This window comes from Sorangium sp. So ce367, from assembly GCF_051520455.1.
GTDB classification, from domain to species: Bacteria; Myxococcota_A; Polyangia; order Polyangiales; family Polyangiaceae; genus Sorangium; species Sorangium cellulosum_B.
Genome location: NZ_CP150334.1, coordinates 12,310,516 through 12,331,399 on the forward strand (window position 1 = coordinate 12,310,516; position 20,884 = coordinate 12,331,399).

At 72.3% G+C, this 20,884-nt stretch carries 20 protein-coding genes; 13 read left to right on the plus strand and 7 right to left on the minus strand.

The window, feature by feature from the left end:
- Nucleotides 1-30 precede the first annotated feature (30 nt).
- From WME97_RS46645 to WME97_RS46660, 4 genes are all read right to left on the minus strand, one after another.
- Nucleotides 31-1,278: an FAD-binding protein gene (locus tag WME97_RS46645; RefSeq protein WP_437547550.1), complete on the minus strand. Its 1,248-nt coding sequence runs from the start codon at nucleotides 1,276-1,278 to the stop codon at nucleotides 31-33.
- The gene (locus WME97_RS46650) at nucleotides 1,257-3,038 is read right to left on the minus strand and encodes a glycerol-3-phosphate dehydrogenase/oxidase (protein WP_437547551.1); all 1,782 of its coding nucleotides are present in this window, start codon (nucleotides 3,036-3,038) and stop codon (nucleotides 1,257-1,259) included. The genes WME97_RS46645 and WME97_RS46650 overlap by 22 nt, the downstream gene beginning before the upstream one ends.
- A gap of 94 nt (nucleotides 3,039-3,132) precedes the next feature.
- Entirely contained in the window at nucleotides 3,133-3,876 is a 744-nt protein-coding gene (locus tag WME97_RS46655) for a glycosyltransferase (RefSeq protein WP_437547552.1), read from the minus strand.
- On the minus strand, nucleotides 3,873-5,222 hold the full coding sequence (locus WME97_RS46660; RefSeq protein WP_437547553.1) for a protoporphyrinogen/coproporphyrinogen oxidase: 1,350 nt from the start codon (nucleotides 5,220-5,222) through the stop codon (nucleotides 3,873-3,875). The genes WME97_RS46655 and WME97_RS46660 overlap by 4 nt, the downstream gene beginning before the upstream one ends.
- Nucleotides 5,223-5,460: 238 nt before the next feature.
- On the opposite strand from WME97_RS46660, the gene WME97_RS46665 reads away from it, so the two are divergent.
- The 5 genes from WME97_RS46665 to WME97_RS46685 all read left to right on the plus strand — a co-directional run bounded on the left by WME97_RS46665 (nucleotide 5,461) and on the right by WME97_RS46685 (nucleotide 10,661).
- Nucleotides 5,461-7,443, plus strand: a complete 1,983-nt coding sequence (locus WME97_RS46665; protein ID WP_437547554.1) for an aconitase family protein — start codon at nucleotides 5,461-5,463, stop codon at nucleotides 7,441-7,443.
- A gap of 134 nt (nucleotides 7,444-7,577) precedes the next feature.
- Nucleotides 7,578-7,808 (plus strand): TIGR04563 family protein, encoded by a 231-nt coding sequence (locus tag WME97_RS46670; RefSeq protein WP_012241296.1) that lies wholly within the window; start codon nucleotides 7,578-7,580, stop codon nucleotides 7,806-7,808.
- Between the two features lie 43 nt (nucleotides 7,809-7,851).
- On the plus strand, nucleotides 7,852-8,916 hold the full coding sequence (locus WME97_RS46675) for an alpha/beta fold hydrolase (protein ID WP_437547555.1): 1,065 nt from the start codon (nucleotides 7,852-7,854) through the stop codon (nucleotides 8,914-8,916).
- Entirely contained in the window at nucleotides 8,913-10,121 is a 1,209-nt protein-coding gene (locus tag WME97_RS46680) for a hypothetical protein (protein ID WP_437547556.1), read from the plus strand. The genes WME97_RS46675 and WME97_RS46680 overlap by 4 nt, the downstream gene beginning before the upstream one ends.
- Nucleotides 10,122-10,175: 54 nt before the next feature.
- Nucleotides 10,176-10,661 (plus strand): YbjN domain-containing protein, encoded by a 486-nt coding sequence (locus WME97_RS46685; protein ID WP_437547557.1) that lies wholly within the window; start codon nucleotides 10,176-10,178, stop codon nucleotides 10,659-10,661.
- Nucleotides 10,662-10,703: 42 nt separating this feature from the next.
- On the opposite strand, the gene WME97_RS46690 is transcribed toward WME97_RS46685, so the two are convergent.
- The gene (locus tag WME97_RS46690; RefSeq protein WP_437547558.1) at nucleotides 10,704-11,990 is read right to left on the minus strand and encodes a formylglycine-generating enzyme family protein; all 1,287 of its coding nucleotides are present in this window, start codon (nucleotides 11,988-11,990) and stop codon (nucleotides 10,704-10,706) included.
- 62 nt (nucleotides 11,991-12,052) lie between these two features.
- On the opposite strand from WME97_RS46690, the gene WME97_RS46695 reads away from it, so the two are divergent.
- From WME97_RS46695 to WME97_RS46710, 4 genes are all read left to right on the plus strand, one after another.
- The gene (locus WME97_RS46695) at nucleotides 12,053-12,340 is read left to right on the plus strand and encodes a hypothetical protein (protein ID WP_437547559.1); all 288 of its coding nucleotides are present in this window, start codon (nucleotides 12,053-12,055) and stop codon (nucleotides 12,338-12,340) included.
- A 10-nt stretch (nucleotides 12,341-12,350) separates the two neighbouring features.
- Entirely contained in the window at nucleotides 12,351-13,313 is a 963-nt protein-coding gene (locus WME97_RS46700; RefSeq protein WP_437555633.1) for a prepilin peptidase, read from the plus strand.
- Complete coding sequence (locus tag WME97_RS46705) at nucleotides 13,310-13,669, plus strand: YXWGXW repeat-containing protein (RefSeq protein ID WP_437547560.1); 360 nt, start codon at nucleotides 13,310-13,312, stop codon at nucleotides 13,667-13,669. Before WME97_RS46700 ends, WME97_RS46705 begins: the two co-directional genes overlap by 4 nt.
- A gap of 117 nt (nucleotides 13,670-13,786) precedes the next feature.
- Nucleotides 13,787-14,482 carry a hypothetical protein gene (locus WME97_RS46710; protein ID WP_437547561.1) on the plus strand — a complete coding sequence of 232 codons (696 nt, stop codon included), beginning with the start codon at nucleotides 13,787-13,789 and terminating at the stop codon, nucleotides 14,480-14,482.
- A gap of 23 nt (nucleotides 14,483-14,505) precedes the next feature.
- Here the strand turns inward: WME97_RS46710 and WME97_RS46715 are convergent, their stop codons facing one another.
- Complete coding sequence (locus WME97_RS46715) at nucleotides 14,506-16,476, minus strand: serine/threonine protein kinase (protein ID WP_437547562.1); 1,971 nt, start codon at nucleotides 16,474-16,476, stop codon at nucleotides 14,506-14,508.
- A gap of 179 nt (nucleotides 16,477-16,655) precedes the next feature.
- Between WME97_RS46715 and WME97_RS46720 the strand changes: the two genes are divergently transcribed.
- The 4 genes from WME97_RS46720 to WME97_RS46735 all read left to right on the plus strand — a co-directional run bounded on the left by WME97_RS46720 (nucleotide 16,656) and on the right by WME97_RS46735 (nucleotide 19,994).
- A complete protein-coding gene (locus tag WME97_RS46720) occupies nucleotides 16,656-18,443 on the plus strand; it encodes an AMP-dependent synthetase/ligase (protein WP_437547563.1) in 1,788 nt (595 codons plus the stop codon).
- Nucleotides 18,444-18,446: 3 nt separating this feature from the next.
- Nucleotides 18,447-19,160, plus strand: coding sequence for an HAD family hydrolase (locus WME97_RS46725; protein ID WP_437547564.1), 714 nt, complete (start codon nucleotides 18,447-18,449; stop codon nucleotides 19,158-19,160).
- A 302-nt stretch (nucleotides 19,161-19,462) separates the two neighbouring features.
- Complete coding sequence (locus WME97_RS46730; protein WP_012241308.1) at nucleotides 19,463-19,672, plus strand: hypothetical protein; 210 nt, start codon at nucleotides 19,463-19,465, stop codon at nucleotides 19,670-19,672.
- A 10-nt stretch (nucleotides 19,673-19,682) separates the two neighbouring features.
- Nucleotides 19,683-19,994, plus strand: a complete 312-nt coding sequence (locus WME97_RS46735; protein WP_437547565.1) for a hypothetical protein — start codon at nucleotides 19,683-19,685, stop codon at nucleotides 19,992-19,994.
- A 205-nt stretch (nucleotides 19,995-20,199) separates the two neighbouring features.
- Here WME97_RS46735 and WME97_RS46740 read toward each other — a convergent pair whose 3' ends face one another.
- Nucleotides 20,200-20,715, minus strand: a complete 516-nt coding sequence (locus WME97_RS46740; RefSeq protein WP_437547566.1) for a hypothetical protein — start codon at nucleotides 20,713-20,715, stop codon at nucleotides 20,200-20,202.
- Nucleotides 20,716-20,884: the final 169 nt, after the last annotated feature.

Genomic DNA, 20,884 nt, shown 5'->3' on the forward strand with positions numbered 1-20,884 from the left:
CGACCTGCGCCGGGCGCCGCTCGACGCGCGTCAGGCCTCCGCGCCGGCGCGGAGCCCGGTCGTCACCGCGTCGAGCACGGTGCGCGCCCTCCCCGCGATGGTCGCCCCGGCCGCCAGGATCCCGGGGGCGGCGCGGACGCCCTCGCACCGCACCCCCACCGCCTCCAGCGCGCCCGGGCGCTCGCCGCGGGGCCACGCGACGACGTCGAGCTCCGGGCCTTGCATGGAGCTCACCACGCCGAACGCGCCGCGCTCGTCGCCCATCGTGACGGGCGCGGCGATCGAGAGCGCGAACGGCGCGGCGCCGCGCGCCGGGAAATCGGCGCCGGCGCCGCTCTCGGGCGGCGTGTACGCGATCCCGCCGCCGGCGAGGCCGCCGATCGCCAGGATCACCCCATCCGCCGCGAGCGGCACGTCCTCCCCCTCGACGTGGATCGTGACGCCTTCGTCGGGCGCGCCTGGTCCCGGGTGTCCGCCGCCCACCGCGAGCACGCGGCCGTGGCGCTGAGCCGCCCCGATCGCCGCGAGCAGCGCGTCGCGCGCCGCCTCGAAGCGCAGCCCCGCCGGCGAGCCGGCGCCCATCAGCGCCTCGCCCACCGGGACGCCGAGGCGGGCCGCGAGCGCCTCGGCCCGCGGAGCGCTCGCGCCGAGCCACGGGCCGAGCAGGATCGCCCCCGCGCCGCCCGCGCCCTCGAGCGCCTGGCGGAGCCGATCGAGGAGCCAGGAGAGCCGCGCCGGGTCGTCGTGCCGGGCCGCGAGATCGCCGTCGGCGATGTGCCGCTCGTCGTCGAAGCGCAGGACCGGCGCGTCGACCGGCAGGAAGCGGAGCCCCCGCGCCCGGGCGAACGGCTCGTCCGTGAGCGCCTCCGCGAGAGCGTCCGCGTCCCATGCGGCGCGCGCCGCGCGCGGGACGAGGACGCGCGTGCGGCGGAGCGGGCCGAGGTCGAGCAGCGCGCGATCCCTGCCGCGGGCGGGGCGGATCCGCCCCGCGACGGTCGCGAGGCGCACGCCCGCCGCCTGCGGCAGCTCCCACAGGCCGAGCTCCGCCGCGAACTGCCTCGCCGCCGGCGCGAGATCGCTCGCGGGCAGGTCGCCGCCGAGCAGCCGCGACGCCCGCTCGATCTGCTCCCACGGCACGTCGTCCACCGCGCCGCCCGCGAGCGCCGTCTCACCGACGCCCGCGGAGATCACAGCGACCCGGGCCCCGCGCCGCCGCGCGCTCCACGCGGCGGCGAGCCCGGCGACGCCCGCGCCGATCACGAGGATCGATCGCGCCACGCCCTCTCCTCCGGCTCTCTCGCGGCGCGCTGCGCGCGACGATCGGCGTCCTCGCACGACGCCGCCGCCTCGTCGTCCGCGGGCGCGCCGAGCTCCGACCGGACGCTGGCGATCGCGAGGGCCTCCTGCCGCGCCTGCTCCGGGCCGAGCGCGACCGCGCGGGTCACCGCCTGCCGCGAGAGGAACGCCGCCGCCTGCCGCATCCCGTCGCGCGGCGGGAGCGAGAGCTCCTGCGCCACGATCTGCCCGCACCGCGCCGCGCAGCGCATGCCGCCGCACGCGCCCAGGCCGAGGCGCGTTCGGCGCGCGACGTCGGCCACGCTCCGGGCGAGCTCGTGCCGGAGGACATAACGCACCTCGGCCTCGATCACGGGCTCGCAGGGGCACACCGTCGCGGCCTCGCGGGGCCGCTGGCGCACGCGCTCCTCGATCCGGAGCGCGCGCGAGCCGTGCCGGTACACGAGCCGCCGGGCGGCCACCGCGTCGATCTCCATCCGCCGCGAGAGCGCGAGCGCGTCCACCGCGCGATCGCCGCCGGGCAGCGCGGTCGTGTGCGTCACGCAGCGGGCGCCAAGGTCGAAGCGCCGCGAGAGGACGTCGGTCATCTCCTCGGCGAAGAGCCGGAAGCTGGCCAGCTTGCCGCCGATCATCGAGTAGAGGCCCGGCGCGCCGTGCGCCGCGTGATCGACGATCTGGTGCTCGCGCGAGAGGGCGTCCTCGGTGGGCCCGAACGCGTAGAGCGTGGGCCGCACGCCCGCGAACGTGCCGATCGCGCGCGCCTCGTGGATCTGCGGGAACACGCGGGCGATGCCCTGGACCAGGTACCTGACCTCCTCGCTCGTCGCGCGGACCTGATCGAGATCGCCGTAGAAGTCGTCGTCGGTCGTGCCGATGACGCTCATGTTCTCCCACGGCTCGAGGAAGATCTGACGGCCGTCGATCGTCCTCGCCATGATGGCGTAATTGGTGAGGCGCCGGTCGAACACGACGTGCACGCCCTTGCCGGGCCGCACGCGCGAGCTCGCGGCGGGGAGGCCGGCGAGGGACGATGTGATCGGCGACCACGCGCCCGTCGCGTTCACGACCGTGCTCGTGCGGAGCCGCCCGCCTTCCCCCGTCGTGCGGTCCCGGTAACGGACGGCGACGACCTCGCCGGTGTCCTCCCGGCGCTCGATCCGCTCGACCGTGTGCCCCACGTAGACCTTGGCCCCGCGCTCGATCGCGTCGACCGCGTTGGCGACGCAGAGCCGCGCGCCGTCGATCCCCCACTCGTCGAAGCTGAAGCCGCCGACCAGATTACCGTGCAGCCCCGGCTCGAGCCGGCGGAGTTCGTCGGGCGTGAGGCGCGCGTGCGGCTTGCCGCGCTTGAGCGGCTGGTAGTTGTCGTACGCCTCGAAGAAGGCGTCCGCGAGCGGGTAGAGGAGGCGCCCGTGCCGCGCGTTCTCGAACGGCACGAGGAAGGGGATCCGGAAGAGCAGGTGCGGCGCGATCGCCTGGATGTGGCCCGAGTCGCGGCACGATTTCTCGGTCACCTGCGGATCGCTGGTCAGGTACCTGAGCCCGCCGTGGATCATGCCGCTCGAGTTGCCGCTCGCGCCGAACGCGAGATCGTTGCGCTCGAAGAGGGCGACCCTCAGGCCCCGCTGCGAAGCGTCCCGCGCGACCCCCACGCCGTTCACGCCGCCGCCGATGACCACGACGTCCACGTCGGTGTCCGCGCGGCGAGCCGGTCTTGCGGCGCTCGAGGGGAGGATCGTCACCTGCGGCGTATAGCATGCCAGAATTTTTCCACGAGCGGGCCCGGCCTCGCGCGCGGCGCTGCGAATGCTGCGCGAGTGTTGGAGGAGCCGGCCGTCAGCCGCGGACCCGGATGGCCCAGGTCAGCTTCGCGAGGCTGCGCAGCACGTTCGGGACGCGGCGGGTAAGGTTGATCGAGGGGCGCCGCTTCTCCAGCACGCGGACGGGGATCTCCTCGATCCGCAGGCCAGCGCGGTAGGCGCGGATGACGAGCTCGCTGGCGAACACGTCCTTGTCCACGACGCAGTCGCGCGCGATCCCGAGGAGCGGCTCGCGCAGGAACGCCTTGAGCCCGTGCGTGTCCGTCCCACGGAAGCCGAGCGTGGCGCGGAGGAGCCCGTTGTACATCTGGCTCGCCGCGTGCCGCGCCCACGGGCGATCGTCGCGCGCCCCCTGGATGAGCTTGGACCCGATCACCATGTCGACGCCGCCTGCCCGCAGCATCGCGATGGCGCGGCGGTGGAAATCCACGTCGCAGAGGTCGATCTCGTCGCAGAGCACGAAGCGCCCGCGCGCCCGCTCGATGCCCGCGCGGAGCGCGGCCCCGTAGTTGGGCTCGCCGATCGAGAAGTGCCGCACTTCCGGGTACTTGCGCGCGAGCTCGCCGGCGATGCCGAGGGTCCCGTCGCGCGAGCCGTTCTCGGCGAGCACGAGCTCCCAGCGCCAGCCGAACGACGAGAGCCGCTCGCGCAGATCCACGACGGCGGCGTGGAGGATCGCCTCCTCGTTGTAAACGGGGATGACGATGGAGATCTCCGGCGATCCGGCCGCATCCTCGCGATCAGGCTCGGCTGTGCTCACGGCGCGCCTCCGAGGAGCGCCTGCGCGCGGTGGGCCGCGTCGCGCCCGAAGTGGAGCGCGTCCTCCATCGAGGAGTAGTTCCAGCCGCCGTAGCGCCCGCACGAGAGGATGCGCTGGCCCTCGAGGAACGGCCGCACCGCCTCCAGCGAGCCGAAGTAGCTGTGATCGAACACGACGTACGCGTGGTCGATGCGGCGCAGGCGGGCGAAGCGGATGGCGCTGGGCGCGGGGATGAGGCCCATCTCGACGAGGCCTTCGGCGACGCGGGGGAGCAGCGCCGCGAGATCGGGCTCGGCGCGATCGGCGAGCTCGACGTAGAGGCCGGCCTTGCCCGGCGGGGCCATGGCGGCGGAGAAGTGGGAGTAGCAGCCCACGCGGTAGAACGGGTACTTCGCCTCCGGGACGTACACCCAGTGCAGCGGCTGCCCGCACGGGGTGTCGAGCGCCACATCGAGGTAGTAGAGGTGCGTGCAGCGCAGCCGGGAGGCCGCCTCGCCGACGGCGCGAGGCGCGTCCGAGAGGAGCCTGACGAGCGCGGGCAGCGGCGCCGACGAGACGAGCACGTCGTACCGGACGATCTCGTCGTCGAACACGAGCTCTCGCGCGCGCCAGTCGATGGATCTGGGAGAGCGGCTGAGCTCGATCGCCGGCGTTCCAGCGTCCCGCGGCCGCTGCTCGGCGAGCGCTCGCGCGAGCCCGTGCGTCAGCTGCCCGATGCCGAGCCGCGGGTAGAGGAACCTCGCGTTGTAGCCGAGCTCCCGGTCGTTCAGCCCGACCGCCCCGGCGAGCACGTCCTCCAGCTTCGGTATCGGGACGAAGCGGGAGCACCAGTCGGCGGTGATCTCGCTCGGGTGCACGCCCCAGAGGCGGCTGTTGTAGGGGAGCATGAAGTGGCGGCTGATCCCCTCGCCGAAGTGCGCCAGACAGAACTCCTCGAAGTTCCTTGGCAGAGGTCGGTCCTTGGCGAAGTGCGCCTCGATGAAGCCGCGGAGGCAGTCGTAGGCCACCGCGGGCGGCAGGCCGAAGGTGTTCGCCTGGAACGGATAGCGGGTGTACGTGCCGTTCGACCAGATCATCGAACGTCGCTCGATCTCGAGCGGGTCGGGGCCCAGCCAGCCCAGCGCGAGCTCACGGGTCGCGGGGTCGCGCAGGTGGAGGAGGTGCCCTGTCCGATCGAAGCGGAAGCCGGCGTCCTCGAGCGTGATCGCGTGGCCGCCCGGGCGCGGCAGGCGCTCGAACACCCGGTGCGGCACGCCGGCCCGTCCCAGGTGATACGCCGCTGCCATGCCCGTCAGGCCGGCGCCGAGGATCGCGACGGGAACGCTGGAGATCGTGGGTCGGGTCATCGCTCGCGGCCCGGCCGCGGCCGCGAAGACACCATCTCCCCGGTGCGTCGTCAAGGCACGCTGCCGTCCAGGCGCTCCTCGGCTCATGCTGGATTTCCTGCCTTCGACGTAATTCGACGTAAGCCGCGCGGAGCTCCGCGCGCGCCGGCAAAGACCGCCGTTGGCGCCTCCGCCCAGAGCGACTAGGTGTGGAGAGGTCCCAGCGCGCGCGGCGCGTCCCGGGGCGTCCGAGGTGCAGATGCCGATCCCCCGCCGGAAGTCCGTTCAAGTCACCGGGAGGACCCTCTACCTGACCGAGGACCCGGCGCTCCTGAAGCAGCAGCTGGCGGGCGGCGAGCTTCGCTTCGATCCCGAGCAGCACGCGCTGATCGACAACATCTCGACCGACGAGCTCACGCCGGGCTGGGTCTGTTACTACTACGACGAGACGCTCGCCCGTTACTGCCTGGTCGGGCTGCGCGGCGGGCACATCGAGCGCGACGCCATCAAGAACGGCGGCTTCGGCGTCATCGTCAGCGGGCGCTCGAAGGGGTGCGGCAGCTCGCGCGAGACGGCGCCGTACTCGGAGCGCGAGGCGGGGATCCAGATCGTCGTCGCGCGCAGCATCGAGAAGATCTACGGCCAGAACTGCCAGAACATCGGGCTGCTCACGACGACCGATTTCTCGCTCCTCGACCGGATCGCGCGGGGCGACGAGATCCCGATCGGCGAGTTCACCCGCGGGCTCGACCTGATCAGCGCCGACGTCGTCGAGTACGGTGGCCTCTTCGCCTACAACAAGGCGCGGATGGCCGGCGAGGTCTCGCCGCCCACCCTGGCCACGCCGCCGCGGCCGATGACGCTGTGCGAGAAGATCATCGCGGCGCACGCGATCGTGGACGCGCGGGCAGGGAAGATCGGTGTCCCCGCGGTGAAGCCAGGAGACGCGCTCTTCGCCCGCATCGACGTGCGCTTCTCGCACGAGTACGTCACGCCCATGGCCGAGTCGCTCTTCCGGGCGGGCGTCGGGCTGGACGCGGTCGTGACCGAGCCGGAGAGCGTCTTCGCCTTCCGGGATCACCTGACGTTCCTCGATCGCGTGATGCCGGAGGCGCACCTCAGGCTCGGCTTGCGGGAGCAGGCGGCGTCGCTCGCGACGGTGCAGCAGGCCTTCACCGAGCGGCACGGGATCAAGCTGTACGGCGAGGTCGAGCGCGACGGCAGGACCGTGGGCTCGGAGGCCATCTGCCACAACAAGGTGATCGAGGAGCTCGCGCTGCCAGGGCAGATCGTGGCGGGGACCGACTCGCACACCTGCATGGCGGGGGCGCTCGGGTGCTTCGCGTTCGGCGTCGGCTCGACGGACATGGCGAACGCGTGGCTCACGCGCGACGTCCGCGTCGCGGTGCCGCAGTCGGTGCGCTTCAACCTGACGGGGCGGCTCGGGCCGGGGGTCACGGCGAAGGACGTGATGCTGTTCCTGCTCTCGCAGCCGTTCTGGAAGACGGGCCAGGGCATCGGCAAGGTGCTCGAGTTCGCGGGGGATGGCGTCCGCGCGATGGGGCTCGACGAGCGGGCGACGCTCACCAACATGGCGGTCGAGGCGGGCGGCTTCACGGGGATCATCGAGGCCGACGAGGAGATCGTGCGCTACCTCGTCGAGCAGCGCGGGCTCGCCGCGGAGGACGTGCGCGCGCGCATCGTGCGCGCGGATCCCGGCGCGGAGTACATGGCGACGTTCGACGTCGATCTCGCGTCGGTCGAGCCGATGGTCGCGACGCCGGGCGATCCGAGGAACGGCGTGCCCCTGCGGTCGCTCGATGAGGCCGCCGGCGGTCCGGTGAAGATCGACATCGCGTACGGAGGCTCGTGCACGGGCGGCAAGAAGGCCGACATGGACATGTACGCGTCCGTGCTGCGCCAGGCGGTCGAGCGAGGCAAGCGCGTCGCTGACGGCGTGCACCTCTACATCCAGTTCGGCTCGCAGGACATCCGCCGCTACGCCGAGGCCAAGGGCTACCTCGAGATCTTCGAGAAAGCCGGCGCCGAGCTCGTCGACCCCTCCTGCGGCGCGTGCATCAAGGCCGGTCCCGGTGTATCCGACCGCAAGGAACAGGTCACGGTCTCGGCCATCAACCGGAACTTCCCGGGGCGAAGCGGGCCCGGCCAGGTCTACCTGGCCAGTCCCCTCATCGTCGCGGCGAGCGCGATTGCGGGGAAGATCGCATTCCCGGAATCATGACGCAGAGCGCCTATCGCGGTAATACACACATAGTTGCCGCAATCGGCATCATGGAAAAACGAATGCTTTCCACGGAAGTGCACCGTACGCTAAGGTGCTCTTCTGTGGCGGATCGGGAGGAGCCCCTAGAGCGTATGACCGACAAGGACACGCTGGCGAAAAACAACGAAGCCTCGAAGACGGACAAGCGGAAGCAGAGCCTCTACTTTCCGGAGTCGATGCTGCAGGAAATCAAGGAGGAAGCGGCGCGGCTCGATCGCTCGCTTTCTTGGGTTGTGCAGCGCGCGTGGAAGCTGGCGCGGATAGACATCAAAAAGCTTCCGAGTGTCAATGACGTGGCTGACGACGAGGACAGCGGCGACTAACATCGCCGCGAGCCTCGCGTAAAGCCGCGTCGCTCGGGGATCGATGGGCCGAGAGCTTTTCGCCGCCGGGAAGGACGGTACGCGGATTTACGTCCGCTACCGGGAAGGTCCCGGCGGCAGCGGAAGCTTTGCCAGCGGGGTCGGGGCGGGCTCGGGACGCCTCACCGCGGTGCTCTGTGACGGCATCGCGTGCGACGGCTTCATCTGGAAGTACCTCTGGGACGACCTGGCCCGTACGGTCAACGTCGCCCACTGGAACTATCGCGGCCACGGTCGTAGCAGCTTGCCTTGTGATCCGCAGGCGGTCGAGCTGCGCGATCACGCCAGCGATCTGGCGGCTGTGCGCGCGTCGATCGGCGATGGCCCCGTGGTGCTCTTCGGGCACTCGATGGGCTGCCAGGTCGTCCTGGAGCACCTGCGGACCCACCGCGAGGGGGTGCGTGGGCTCGTGCTGATCTGCGGCTCGTCCGGCAGGATCACGCACCATTTCAAGGGCACGGACGTGCTCGCGCAGCTCCTGCCGCGGCTGATCGAGCAGGTCGACGCGTACCCGCACATCGCGCGCGCGATCTGGAGCCGCGTGCCCGCGCCGATGGCGCTGCGGATCGCGCTGCTCACGCGGGAGGTCGACGCGAGCGCGGTCACGCCGGCGGATCTGCTGCCGTACATGCGGCACATGGTCGACATCGATTTCTCGATGTTCCTCCACATGCTGCGCAGCGCCGGCGAGCACTCGACGCTCGAGCTGCTCCCGCAGATCGACGTGCCCGCGCTCGTGATCGCGGGCGATCGCGACACGTTCACCCCGCCTCGGCTCGCAGAGGAGATGGCGGCGGCGCTGCCGCGCGGAGAGCTGATGATGGTGAACGGCGGCACGCACGTCGTCCCGCTGGAGCGCAAGAAGATGGTCATCGAGCGCGTGGAGCAGTTCCTCCTGGAGCGCGTCATCGGCGGCGCGTCGCTCGGGGCGAGCGCGCGGGCGTCAGGCTCGCAGGCTGCGACGGATGACGGGCGCTCCCGGTCGCTGGCCGAAGAGGCGTCGTCGCAACGTCTAGCCGAGGGCGGGTCCTCGCCGGACCATCCGCGCGGGCTCTCGAAGGACGGATGAGCCGGTGCGCGCGCGACCTGCGCGCCCCCGGATCGGCGCGCGGACCGCTGCGGCGCCTCGGCGGCGTCGGGGCGCAGCGCATGCTCGTCGCGGCGGCGCTGCTCGCGGTCTCGTGCGCGCGACCATCGTCCGAACGCAGCGACGGGTCCGTCGGCGCGATCGCTGCGCTCGTCGACGAGGAGAGCGCGCCTGCGATCGGCGCGCCCACGGCGGGCTCGCCGGCCGATGCGCGCCCGGCAGGCGATGCGCGCCCGGCCGGCGATGCGCGCCCGCCGGCCGAGCAGCGCCCGCCTCCCGCGTCGAGCGCCTGGGCCGCGGGGGAATCGCGCGTCGCGCGCGCCCTCCAGCGCTCTCCCCTGCGCGCGCTGCGGCTCACGGGCAAGGTGGCGGACGGCCGGTTCGAGGCGACGCTCTCGCTGGGCGCGCCCGCGGAAGGAGCGGCCCCGCGCGAGGTGAAGGTGAAGCTCGCGCCGGCGCAGAAGAAGGCCCCGCTCGCGTTCCGGCGCCCGCTCGCGTTCTACCGCATGGCGAGGGCGCTCGGCGCGCATGTCGTGCCCGCCGCAGCGGCGCGACGCATCGGCATCGGCGAGCTCGCGGCGCTCGTCGGCCGGGAGCCGAACGCGCGCAAGCTGCTGCGTCGCCTCGCCGTCATGAACGATGGGACGGTCGACGCGCTGGTCCTCGCGCCGGCTCCCGGTCCGCCCGGCCCGCGCTGGCTCTCGCCTCGCCGGCGGTCCGTACGCTTCGACGACGCGCCCGAGCTCGACGTGTGGGCGCGCTGGGCTCGGTCGCCGTCGCCTGTGCGCGGCGAGCGCACGGTCATCCTCCGCGACTACCTGGAGGTGCTGGTGCTCGATTACCTGGCGGGCAACGGGCTCCGGAAGGAGATCGTCATCGACGTGCACGCGGGAGCGCTCAGCCTGGAGGCCAACGCGAGCGCCTTCCCGCTGCACGTGAAGGCGCACGAGCTCGATCGGCAGCTCGAGCGCCTCGTGGAAGCGGTGCGGTTCCCCCGGGCCCTTCGCGATGCGCTCGCGCGCTTCGGCCCCGAGGAGGCCGCCGCGGCGCTGCGCCCCGGCGGCATCGAGGAGGAGCTGGTGCCGCCGCGCGCGCTCGTCGAGCTCGAGGAGCGGAGGCAAGCGCTGCTCAGCCTGATCGCGGCGAAGCTCGCCGACCGGGGAGAGGACGCCGTCCTCAGCCTCTAGCGCCCCTCGCCTCCGTCGCTCGCCCCTGCGAGGGGGCTTCCAGCGCGCCGCATCTTGATCTCCGGCGGCGGCAGGGCGATCACGTCACCCGTGATCGACGTGGCGACCCTGCAGCGCTGGACGGAGGAGATCGGCTACAGCGCCGAGCTGACGAAGCCGTCGACCCTGCGCATCCGTCCGCGCGAGGAAGGGGTCGTCGAGCTCCCTCCGTTCTACGTCCAGTGCACCGAGAACTGGGTCGTGCTCTCGATGTTCGGCGTGCTCGATCTGCTCGACGCGCAATGCGACGCTGAGGGCGGCGCTGCGATGCCGCCCCTGGCCGAGGACACCGGCCAGGTGCTCGGCTTGCTCCGTCATCTGCTCGAGGCCAACCGCGACATGCGCGTCGCCAAGTTCGCCCTCGACGATCGGAACGAGATCCTGCTGTGCGCCGAGCTGCCCACCGAGTCGCTCGACCGCTCGGAGTTCGTCGACGCGGTCGAGCGGATCATCGAATACGGCACGACCTACCAGCACACCCTGCTCGGCGCCGACACCTGAGACGCCGGGGCGCGCCGGTGTCCGGTCCGCGCCGCGGCGGGGTCACTTCTGCGTGATCACCACGCGGCTGTCGTCCCGGTAGGTGATGTTGCCGGACTCGCCGCGGCAGTCCCAGCAGGTCGCCCACGCGAGCCGTCGCCGCACGTAGCCGTTGAACCCGAGCGCGAGCGGCCCCGGGTCGTCCTTGAGCAGCAGCGACGACGCGATGCGATAGCGGTCTCCAGGGAGCTTCAGGAACGCGACGATGAACGCGTCGTCGTCGGCCTTTCCCGTCACGACGAGCACCTCCTCGCCCGGGACCGGGTTCCAGAGCAGCGGAGACGTCGTGAGCGTGGTGTTCGGGGGCGGGCCCGGCGCGGGCTGGCTTGCCGGAGCGCCGCTCGGCGAGAGCCGCGTCCGGCCCCGGCTGAGCACGGCGTTCGCGTCGTCGGGCTCCTTGAAGAAGGAGATCTGCCCGCCGAGGTCGCGCAGCTGCGGCACCGACGCGAGCAGCTCTGCGACCTGCTGCGGCCCGATCTCCGCGCGCCGGAACGTCTGCTGCCACTGCGGCGACGGGATCGACGCCGCGTTCGGCGCGCCGTGGCAGCACCGGAAGCCGATGTCGTCGCCCGACACCGCCGGATCGACCGCGGCGCGGCGCGCGCACCGGTGATCCACGGCGCTCGCGCTCGCCGTGGCCCCGCGCACGGCGGCGGCCCTGGGCTGGAGGTTCTCGATCGGCGCGATGTCGCTCGCGGTCCACTCGCGCAGCGCAGCGCCCATCCCGACGACGCCGAACCCGGACGCGCACGACGCGGGCGCCTTGGCGCACGCCGGGTCCCACGCCGCGCCGCCCGCGTAGGGCGTCCCCTCGGGGCCCTTGCACGCGCGCTCCCACTCGAGCTCGGTGCACAGCCTCCCGCCGGCCTGCTGGCAGAGCTCCGAGGCGCGCGCCCGCGTCACCCCGGTGAGCGGAGCCTGCGCAGGATCGTTCGGGTACAGGTGGCGATCGACGGTGAAGCCGCCCAGCTCGACGTCGAGCAACGCCGGCTCGAGCGTCGGATCACGCCCCTTGTCCCCGGGCGTGCTGCCCGCGACGAGCTTTCCAGCAGGGATCTCGATCCGCGCGGGCCCGGCCGCCGCGGCGCCGGCCCGCGGCGTCGCGCTCGCGGCGGGCGACTCGTTCTCGGCCGCCTCGAGCACCTTCCCCTGGGGCGCGGGCGCCTGCGGGGCGCCTCTGTCCGCGCGCTTCTCCCCGGGCTCTCGCTGCTCGGCGCGGCTGCAGCCGGCCCCCCCGGCGATGCCGGCGGCCAGCAGGATCAGGGCAACGGCAGGCGTCCTCGTCGGCACGGTTCCTCGTGAGCGCCTCGCCTTATGTCGCAGGACCCCTCGCCCGTCAAAGTGCCCGCGCTATGCTGGCCGGGATGGGGCAGGGCGTGAGCGGCGCACCGGATCCGATGGCCTCGCAGATGGCGCAGCTCCTCGCTGGCAGCGATCTCGACGAGCTGCGCGAGATCGTGAAGCGGTGGGTCGCCGAGGCGCCGACCGAGGGTGTGCGCCGTCACTACCAGGAGCTCGGCGGCCGCCTCGTCGACCTCAAGGCGGCGCTCGCCGAGAACCCCGTGCAACCGACGATCGCGGAGCTCGAGCAGGCGCTCACGATGATGCTCCGGCTCGCCGCGTCGAGCCCGAGGACGTGAGCCCCAGGTGATGCTCGCCGATTTTCCCCCGTGGTTCCTGCGCGCCTTCGGGCTCTGCTTCGGCCTGCTCTGGGGGAGCTTCCTCAACGTCGTCATCCACCGCGTCCCGCGCGAGCTCAGCGTCGTCCGTCCGGGTTCGTGCTGCCCGGCGTGCGGCGCGCCGATCCGCGCCTACGACAACATCCCCGTCCTCAGCTACCTGCTGCTGCGCGGCCGCGCTCGCTGCTGCGGTGCGCCCGTGTCGCCGCGGTATCCCCTGGTGGAGGCGGCGGGCGGCTTGCTCTCGCTCGCGATCATCGAGGTCATCATCCTCCGGCTCCCCGGGACGACGCCGGCCCTCCACGCGCTCGCCACGTACACCGCCGGCCTGGCGCTCGCGCTCGGGCTGCTCGCGGCGACGTTCATCGACCTCGAGCAGATGTTCATCCCCGACTCGATCACCATCGGCGGCGCGGTGCTCGGCGTCGCGACCGCGTCGCTGCGGTCGATGGGTTTCGTCGACGCCCTCGTCGGCGCCGCGGTCGGCTTCGGCATCGTCTGGCTCCCGTTCGTCGTGATCTACCCGCGGATCCGCGGCGGCCGCGTCGGCATGGGCCTCGGCGACGCCAAGCTCCTCATGCTGGCAGGCGCGTGGTTCGGCTGGGGGGGCGCCCTGTTCGTGCTCGGCGCAGGCGCCATCCAGGGATCGATCATCGCGATCGCCATGCTGCTCCTGCGCGGGAGCATCGAGGAGCCCGAGGCGGTGCGCCTCGAGCGGGAGCAGATCCGCGCCGAGCTCGCGGCCATGTCCCCCGAGGAGCGGGCCGCCGCCGAGGAAGAGCTGGCGCAAGATCCGCTCGCGGAGGAGCCTCGCGAAGGGTTCGGTCAGGCCCGCATGGCGTTCGGCCCGTTCCTCGCGCTCGCGACGCTGGAGTGCTTGCTCGTCGGCCGCGACGTCCTGGACGCGTACCTCTCCTGGATCGACGCAGGATGAACGCCGCTCTGCGCCGCGCGCTCGGGATCCCGCTCGCGTCGCTCCTCGTGCTCGCGGGCTGCGGCGGCTCGCTCCCGCTGCCTCCGACCGGCCCTCACCTGCCGAGCGAGACGACGGTGGTCGTGCCGTACCCTCCGCCGCCTGCGCGGGTCGAGATCATCTCGCCGTCCGAGCGGCCGGGCGATGTGTGGATCGACGGCGAGTGGCAGTGGCGGAGCCGCCGCTGGGCGTGGCAGCAGGGACGATGGGAGCCCGTCCCGCCGGGCGCGTACTTCGCGCCTGCCACCACCGTGCGCCGCGCAGACGGATCCCTTGTGTGGTTCGCCGGCGTGTGGCACCTCCCCGGCAAGAAGTGATCGACACCGCGGCCGAGCGATGGGAATTCACGTCGTGCCGAGGTGCCCGCCGCCCGATCGGCATCGGCGAGCCAGCTCGGCGTGCCATCCCCAGCACGGATCGATGAGCCTTGCCCCATGATGCTTGCCTGGTCGTTCGCAGCGCGCACACCCGACGAAATCGCCCGACTCCTCCGCGCCCTCGGCAAGCACCGGTACGTGCGCGAGGTCGATCATCGGCTCCACTGGTCCGTCGATCACGCCCTGGCCGAGCTGCCGGAGTTCGCGCCGCACGCGTCGGCCTTCCAGGCGCGCCTCCGGAAGGAGCGCGCGCTCGATCTCGGCTCGCGCGACCCCTCGCTGTGGCGCGAGGCGAAGACCGAGGACGTGATCGCGGCCCTCACGGCGTTCTGGACCCCGGATGACGCGGCGCTGCGCTACCGGAGCCGCCTGATCGAGGCGCTCGCGCAGACGGGCCTCCCCGAGGCCACGCACGCCCCCTTCGCGTCGGCGGCGAACGAGCCACCGCACCCGGAGCTCGTGCTGCTCGACTGGGAGCTTTACCCCGTCGACGAGCTCGACGCCGACCGGCACGCCGGCGCGCTGGCCGCCATGGAAGAGGCCGAGGAGGCGGTCAACGCGTCGGCGCCGATCTACAACGAAGGGCCCGTCATGGCGGCGCCGGAGCTCTGCGAGGGAGCGCCCAACGGGGTGCTCGCGGACGATTTCCTCGTGTGGTCGGACGGGCCTTACAGCTACTCCGACTACGTGTTCCGCGGCGTCGCCAAGGCGGCGAAGCTCGTCGAGCCGCCGATCGGTTACCAGGATCTGTAACGGCCGCCCGCGGGCCCCGCGCGTCAGTAGGGATCGGGCTTCGGCGGCGGGACGGTGGGATCCGCCTCGACGGGGGGCTTGACGACCTTCGGGGTCGCCGTGGCCGCGGGGGCCGGCCCTCTCTGCGCGTGGGAGAGCGTCACCTCGAGCTCGATGTCCCGGTCGAACACGAGCATCCGTCGTTGCGCGGCGTGGCCTGGCGCGGAGACCTCGATCCGGTGCGCCGCGCCGTCCTTGATGAGCTTGCCGTCGAACGGGTTCGAGGGGAGCTCCACCCCGTCGACGAAGATCTTCGCGCTGGCGGGGCTCGCCTTGATGGATGCGCGGAGGAGGGACGCGTCGGTCTGCTCGCGTGGAGCGCTGCTCGCGGCGGATGGCGGCGAGGACTCCGGCGCGGGCAGCGCGCTCTGGGCCGGCGGCGGGGCCACGCGGAGGCTCTGCTGGACCGGATCGCGCAGCTTCAGGTACAGCGTCGCGGCGCCGACGAGCGCGATGACCGCCGCGAACGCGACGAGCGGCAACCGGGAGCGCCGCGGCGCCGGCGCGGGCTGAACGGCCGTGGCCGGCTCGGTCCGCACGACGGCGTGGAGCGTCGCTTGCGGAGGGCTCGAGCGGTGGAGGGGGCGCGTGGGCGCCGACGGCGAAGAGCCCGTGGTCGCGCCGTCCTCCTGCGCGGGAGGATCCGAGTCGAGGGGCTCGCGCCCTGGCAGCGACGGCAGCCTCGGCGCGCGGCCGGCGAGCCCCGCGCCCCCCGCCTCCGCGCCGTGCTCCTGCAGCTGCTTGAGCTGGCGATCGATGATCGCCCGGATCTCGGACCGCTCGCCGGCGAACAGCTCGCGCATGAGCGCGCCGAGCTGCTCGGCCGTCACCTGCTCTTCCAGGCGTTCCGTGTAGCGAGCGAGCTCCGCGCGGAAGGCGGCGGCCGTCGAATAGCGCTGGTCGGGCGAGTGCGCGAGCGCCTTGGCGCAGATGCGCGCGAGCTCGACGGGCACCTCGGGGCGCGCGGACCGCAGGTCCGGGATGTCCCGCATCAGGCGCGAGATGATCTGCGGATCGGACAGCCCACGCCAGAGGCGGCGGCCGGCGAGCATCTCCCAGAGGATGACGCCGGCCGAGAAGACGTCCGCGCGCCGATCGATCTGGGAAGAGTGCGAGAACGCCTGCTCCGGCGCCATGTACGCGACCTTGCCCTTCATCGTGCCGGTCTGCGTCTCGACGAGGCGGTGCGCGGCGAGCGCGATCCCGAAATCGACGATCTTCACCTGCCCGTCGTAGGTGACGAAGATGTTGTGGGGGCTGATGTCGCGGTGAACGACGTTGAGCGGCGCCCCATCGTAGTCGACGAGCTCGTGGGCGTAGTGGAGGCCGGCCAGCACCTCGCTGAGAATCCAGAACTGGACGGCGAACGGGATCGCCCGCGCTTGCTCTCGCGCGCGGGAGATCACCCGGCTCAGCGGCTGCCCGTCGAGGTACTCCATGGCGATGAAGTACTCGCCGTCCGCGAGGCCGACCTCGTTGGTCTGCACCACGTTGCGGTGGTTCAGGCGGGCGGCGAGGCGGGCCTCGTCGAGCAGCATGTCCCGGAACTCGGGCTCGTCGGCGATGTTGGGCCGGAGGCGCTTGATGACCTGCAGCTTGCTGAAGCCCGCCGGCCCCACCGCGACCGCCAGGTGCACGTCCGCCATGCCCCCGTGCCCGAGCGTCGCGATGAACCGGTATTTTCCGAAGCTCCGCGCGTGCCGATCCGAGGGCGACGGCGGCGCGTCCGGCGGCGCATCCCAGCCGACCGTGGTCGGCGCGTCGCGATCCGCGCGTCGCACCTGGACGGTGGGCGGGGGCTCGGGCGCGGGGACGAGCCCCTGCCTGGAGACCAGGGTCCCGCCGTCGATCGCTGCCCGCACGCGCTCCGGCGGGCCCGAGGCGGCGAGCTCGTTGCTGCGGGCGGAGTCCGCCGCCCAGTCAGCCTCTTCGATCGTCCCTTTGCGCTCGCCCACCGCCGAATGGTCCTGATCCGAAGACGTGCCGTCAAGCTGACGACAGCGTGGGCCAGCAACGCCGCGGCGTCTGCTGCTACTGTGCGGGGCGTCGCTCCCCCAGGCGGTCCCGGATCCCGGGAGGGTGCAGGAAAATTCGCCTGTGATTGCGGACCCTTGCCCGTGAACGAGGTAGCCCGATGCCCTGTGACTCGATACCGCGGCGCCTGCTAGGCCAGGCGAAGGCGCGTCCCGAGGCTCCTGCCCACTACGTCAAGGAGGGGGGCTTCTGGAGGATGACCAGCTTCCGGGAGTACGCGGGCGAGGTGCGGCGCGCCGGCAAGGCGCTCCTCGCGCTCGGCCTCGATCCAGGCGCCACGGTCAGCCTCCTCGGCTTCAACCGGCCCGAGTGGGTGGTGCTCCACGTGGCCTGCATGGCGATCGGGGGCGCTCCCGCGGGCATCTACACGACGTGCTCGCCCGAGGAGGTGCGCCACGTCGTGCGCCATGCGGGGTCGCAGGTGGTGCTGGTCGAGGACAGGGCGCAGCTGGAGAAGGTGCTGAGCCAGTGGGATCGGCTGCCGCAGCTCTCGTGGGTGGTGCTGATGCGGGGCGCGGAGTTCGCGGGCGATCCGCGCGATCCGCGGATCCTGGCCTGGGATGAGTTCCTCGCGCGGGGCGACCGCGTCTCGGACGAGCTGCTCGATCAGCGGCTCGACGCGCTCGAGCCGAACGGCCTCGCGACGCTGCTCTACACCTCCGGGACGGTGGGGCCGCCGAAGGGGGTCATGCTGAGCCATGAGAACCTCACGCGCTCGGCGGACATGGCGGCGCGCCTCATCCCGTGCTCGTCCCGGGACATCACGCTCTCCTACCTGCCTCTTTCGCACGTCGCCGAGCAGATGTTCACGATCCACATCCCGGCCTCGGTCGGCGCGGCCGTGTACTTCGCCGAGTCGATGGCGGCGCTCGCCGACAACCTCAGGGAGGTGCGGCCTACCGCCTTCTTCGGGGTCCCGCGCGTCTGGGAGAAGCTGAGGGACGGGATCGACGCGAAGCTCTCCGGCGCGAAGGGGTTGCAGAAGATCATGCTCGATCAGGCAAGGCGCGTCGGGCTCCAGCACAGCGAGCTCCGCGCCCGGGGCGAGCCGCCGGGGCCGCTGCTCGCGCTTCAGCACCGCGCCTTCGACGCGCTGGTCTACGCGAAGGTGAAGGCGGCCGTGGGGCTCGGCCGGGCGCACGCGTTCAGCAGCGGCGCGGCCCCCATCGCGAAGGAGGTCCTCGAGTTCTTCGCGTCGCTCGACATCCTGATCACCGAGGTCTACGGCCAGTCCGAGGTGACCGGCGCGACGAGCTACAACATGCCGGGCCGGACGAAGCTCGGCTCCGTGGGGCCGTCGGTGCCAGGCATGGACGTGAAGATCGCGGACGACGGCGAGATCCTCGTCAAGGGGCCGACCGTGTTCCTCGGCTACTACAAGGAGCCAGAGGCGACCGCGCAGGCCCTGGTCGACGGCTGGCTCCACTCGGGGGATCTGGGCCGATTCGACGAGGAAGGGTTCCTCCACATCACCGGGCGGAAGAAGGAGATCCTCATCACGGCCGGCGGAAAGAACATCTCGCCCAAGAACATCGAGGAGGCGCTCAAGCGCCACGACCTCATCGCCGAGGCGGTCGTCGTCGGCGATGGGCGCAAGTTCCTCACGGCCCTGCTCGTGCTGGCCCCCGACGCGGTGAAGCGCCTCTCGGCCGAGCGCGGGCTCGGCCGCGATCTCTCGCACGCGTCGCCCGAGATCAGGGAGGCCGTGCAGCGGGCCGTCGACGAGGTGAACGGCGAGCTCGCGCAGGTCGAGACGATCAAGAAGTTCTCGATCCTGCCGCGCGGCTTCACCATCGAGGACGGCGAGCTGACGCCGACGCTCAAGATCAAGCGGCGCAATGTGAGCCAGAATTTTGCGCACGAGATCGAGGCGATGTACGCCGAGTAATTCATGCGCAACGAGCCTGCTACAGCCGTCTCCTTCGACTTCGGCCAGACCCTGGTGGAGCTCGACACGGGGCTGCTCTCCGCCCGCCTCGCCGAGCGGGGCATCGCCGCGCCTCGGGAGCGGCTGGACGGGGCGGTGGACGAGGGCTGGCGCGCGTACAACGAGGCGATCCAGCGCGGGCTCGGCGGCCACCCGTGGAAGATCATGATGCGCCGCCTGCTCGAGGCGGGCGGCGTCGAGGCCAGCGCGCTCGACGCGGCGGTGGACTGGCTCTGGACGGAGCAGCCCCGGAAGAACCTCTGGCGCCGGCCGATCGCGGGGATGATCGACGTCGTGATCGAGCTCCGGCAGGCCGGCGTGCCGGTCGCCGTGCTGTCGAACTCGGAGGGCCGGCTCGAGGAGCTGATCGAAGAGCTCGGCTGGTCGGCGCACTTCGTGGCGGTGGCGGACTCGGGGCGGCTCGGGTTCGAGAAGCCGGGCAGGGAGATCTTCGCGTGGACGGCCGAGCGCCTCTGTGCGCCGCTCGCCGCGGTGGTCCACGTCGGCGATTCCTTCGCCGCCGACGTCGGCGGCGCCCTCGCGGCAGGGATGCAGGCCGTCTGGTTCAAGGGGGACCCCACGACGGCCGCGGAGGTGTCCCAGGCCGAGCGGGTGGCGGTGTGCGACGGCGCGGAGGCGCTGCGCGGCGCGCTCCGGGCGTTCGGCGTTCGCTTCTAGCGCGCGCTGCGCTGCGCGCGGTCGTGCGGCCAGCGATCTCCAGGAGCCCGTCACCTGGCGAGCGCGGCCCGCAAACGCGGCGCTCGCGCGCGCGAGGTCGCGAGTTCCACACGCGCGTCGCGCGCTCGCCCTTCCGTCCGTGAGCACGAACGTCCCGGAAGGCGCTCCGCCCCGCGCTCGTCGCGCGCGCTTCTCCGCTGGCGCTCCTCGTCCTGCTGCCCCGCGCCGGTGGGTCGGTCTCCGGATCGTGCAGCCGATGCACGTCGCGCGGTGGTTCGGGCATTGCTGGAGACCGGTTCACGATGATCGCCAACGATGCAGACATCGAACAAGAGTCCGGACGCCGGGAGCGGCGAGCGAACGTTCCCGCCGCCGTCCCTCGCCTCTTCGGCGAGGTCCGCCGCGCGGACGAGCGGCTCGTCTCGCTCGTGCAAGAGCGCCCCGTGGCCACGCTCCTCGCGGTGGCCGCCGTGGGCTACCTGATCGGGCGGGTCGTTACACGGTTGAGTTGAGGAGGTCACCATGACGGCACGTGAGGTCGAGGCCGAAGGGGAGCGCGACGCGCGAGAGGTGGTGAACGACGCGCTCAGCCGGCTCGACGCGGCGGAGGTCAAGCGGGCGGTCTCGGCGTTCGCGCGGGACAACCCGCACGTGGCGATCGCAGCGGCGGCTGGGCTGGGGTTCCTGCTCGGCGGGGGCCTGACGCCGCGCGTGCTCAGCAGGCTCGGGTCGCTCGCGACGCGCAGCTACGTCAAGAGCGCGTTGGCCCAGGCGGTCGAGCTCGTCCTCGATGAGCAGACGCGGTCCCAGAGCCATCTCGGCTCGTCGCCCTGATCCAGCAGGCACCTGCTGCGCGTCACCTTGGCTGAAGGTGGGGTCGTTTGAACCGCCAAGCCCTCAAGGACGCCAAGTCTCTTTGAGGTTTTCTCCGCGCCCTTGGCGGATTGGAGGCTTCATCACGGGCGCGTCCACACGTGGATCGCGGCTCGCCGTCGCTCGTTCGCAAGATCGCTGGGCCACGCCGGGCGCAGACCGTCCTTCAGGCCCTGCGGCTGCATGTCTTGCGGATGCGGCGACCGCCGCTCTCGCTCAGCACCTCTTCAACGCTGTGGGAAACGTCGGGCAAGCACCGCACCGAGAGCAACGCGCCGCCGCCGGCGCTGCCGTCGTCGAGCCGGCGCGCCTCGTACTCGGGCAGGCGCGCGCCGAGGACGGCGCCGAGCAGGGTGCCGGCCGCGCCAGCGGCGCCCGCTCCCGCGAGGCACGCGACGATGGGCCCCGCCAGGAACGCGTCGAGCCGCGGAATGATCAGCGCGCCTCCTGCCGTGATCGCCGCGAGCGTACCCCCGACGAGCCCTCCGATCACAGCGCCCAGGGCGGCCCCTTCGGACGCCTTGCTGTGGATCGTGAGCTCGATCTCGTCCAGACGGGAGTGCTGCCTGGGCACCATGCTGATGTCCTCGGCCGCGACGCCCAGGGCGAGGAGGCGGCCAAGTGCGCCCGCGGCTTCCGTGCGACCTGGGAAGAATGCAGTGAGCGTCCGGTAATACATCATTCGACGAGTGCCCCTGTGCCGCGGTTCGCGAGGTGTCTCGTTCAATCCATCTGCTCTCGGAAAAGCATCGCTTGTGCCGCTCCGGCTGCGCAGATGTCGCTCGGCTGCTGGAGCACATCCCGGGAAATGATGGAAGGCGCCGCTCCGCGCGTGGGCGGTGCGGCGCCTT

Bases quoted from the DNA above. Each gene is read 5' to 3' on its own strand.
- WME97_RS46710 (WP_437547561.1), top strand. From the start codon at position 13,787: ATGATGCTTGCCTGGTCGTTCGCAGCGCGCACACCCGACGAAATCGCC.
- WME97_RS46660 (WP_437547553.1), bottom strand. From the start codon at position 5,222: ATGACCCGACCCACGATCTCCAGCGTTCCCGTCGCGATCCTCGGCGCC.
- WME97_RS46670 (WP_012241296.1), top strand. From the start codon at position 7,578: ATGACCGACAAGGACACGCTGGCGAAAAACAACGAAGCCTCGAAGACG.
- WME97_RS46740 (WP_437547566.1), bottom strand. From the start codon at position 20,715: ATGATGTATTACCGGACGCTCACTGCATTCTTCCCAGGTCGCACGGAA.
- WME97_RS46665 (WP_437547554.1), top strand. From the start codon at position 5,461: ATGCCGATCCCCCGCCGGAAGTCCGTTCAAGTCACCGGGAGGACCCTC.
- WME97_RS46695 (WP_437547559.1), top strand. From the start codon at position 12,053: ATGCTGGCCGGGATGGGGCAGGGCGTGAGCGGCGCACCGGATCCGATG.
- WME97_RS46735 (WP_437547565.1), top strand. From the start codon at position 19,683: ATGACGGCACGTGAGGTCGAGGCCGAAGGGGAGCGCGACGCGCGAGAG.
- WME97_RS46705 (WP_437547560.1), top strand. From the start codon at position 13,310: ATGAACGCCGCTCTGCGCCGCGCGCTCGGGATCCCGCTCGCGTCGCTC.
- WME97_RS46680 (WP_437547556.1), top strand. From the start codon at position 8,913: ATGAGCCGGTGCGCGCGCGACCTGCGCGCCCCCGGATCGGCGCGCGGA.
- WME97_RS46730 (WP_012241308.1), top strand. From the start codon at position 19,463: ATGATCGCCAACGATGCAGACATCGAACAAGAGTCCGGACGCCGGGAG.
- WME97_RS46675 (WP_437547555.1), top strand. From the start codon at position 7,852: ATGGGCCGAGAGCTTTTCGCCGCCGGGAAGGACGGTACGCGGATTTAC.
- WME97_RS46725 (WP_437547564.1), top strand. From the start codon at position 18,447: ATGCGCAACGAGCCTGCTACAGCCGTCTCCTTCGACTTCGGCCAGACC.
- WME97_RS46700 (WP_437555633.1), top strand. From the start codon at position 12,351: ATGCTCGCCGATTTTCCCCCGTGGTTCCTGCGCGCCTTCGGGCTCTGC.
- WME97_RS46720 (WP_437547563.1), top strand. From the start codon at position 16,656: ATGCCCTGTGACTCGATACCGCGGCGCCTGCTAGGCCAGGCGAAGGCG.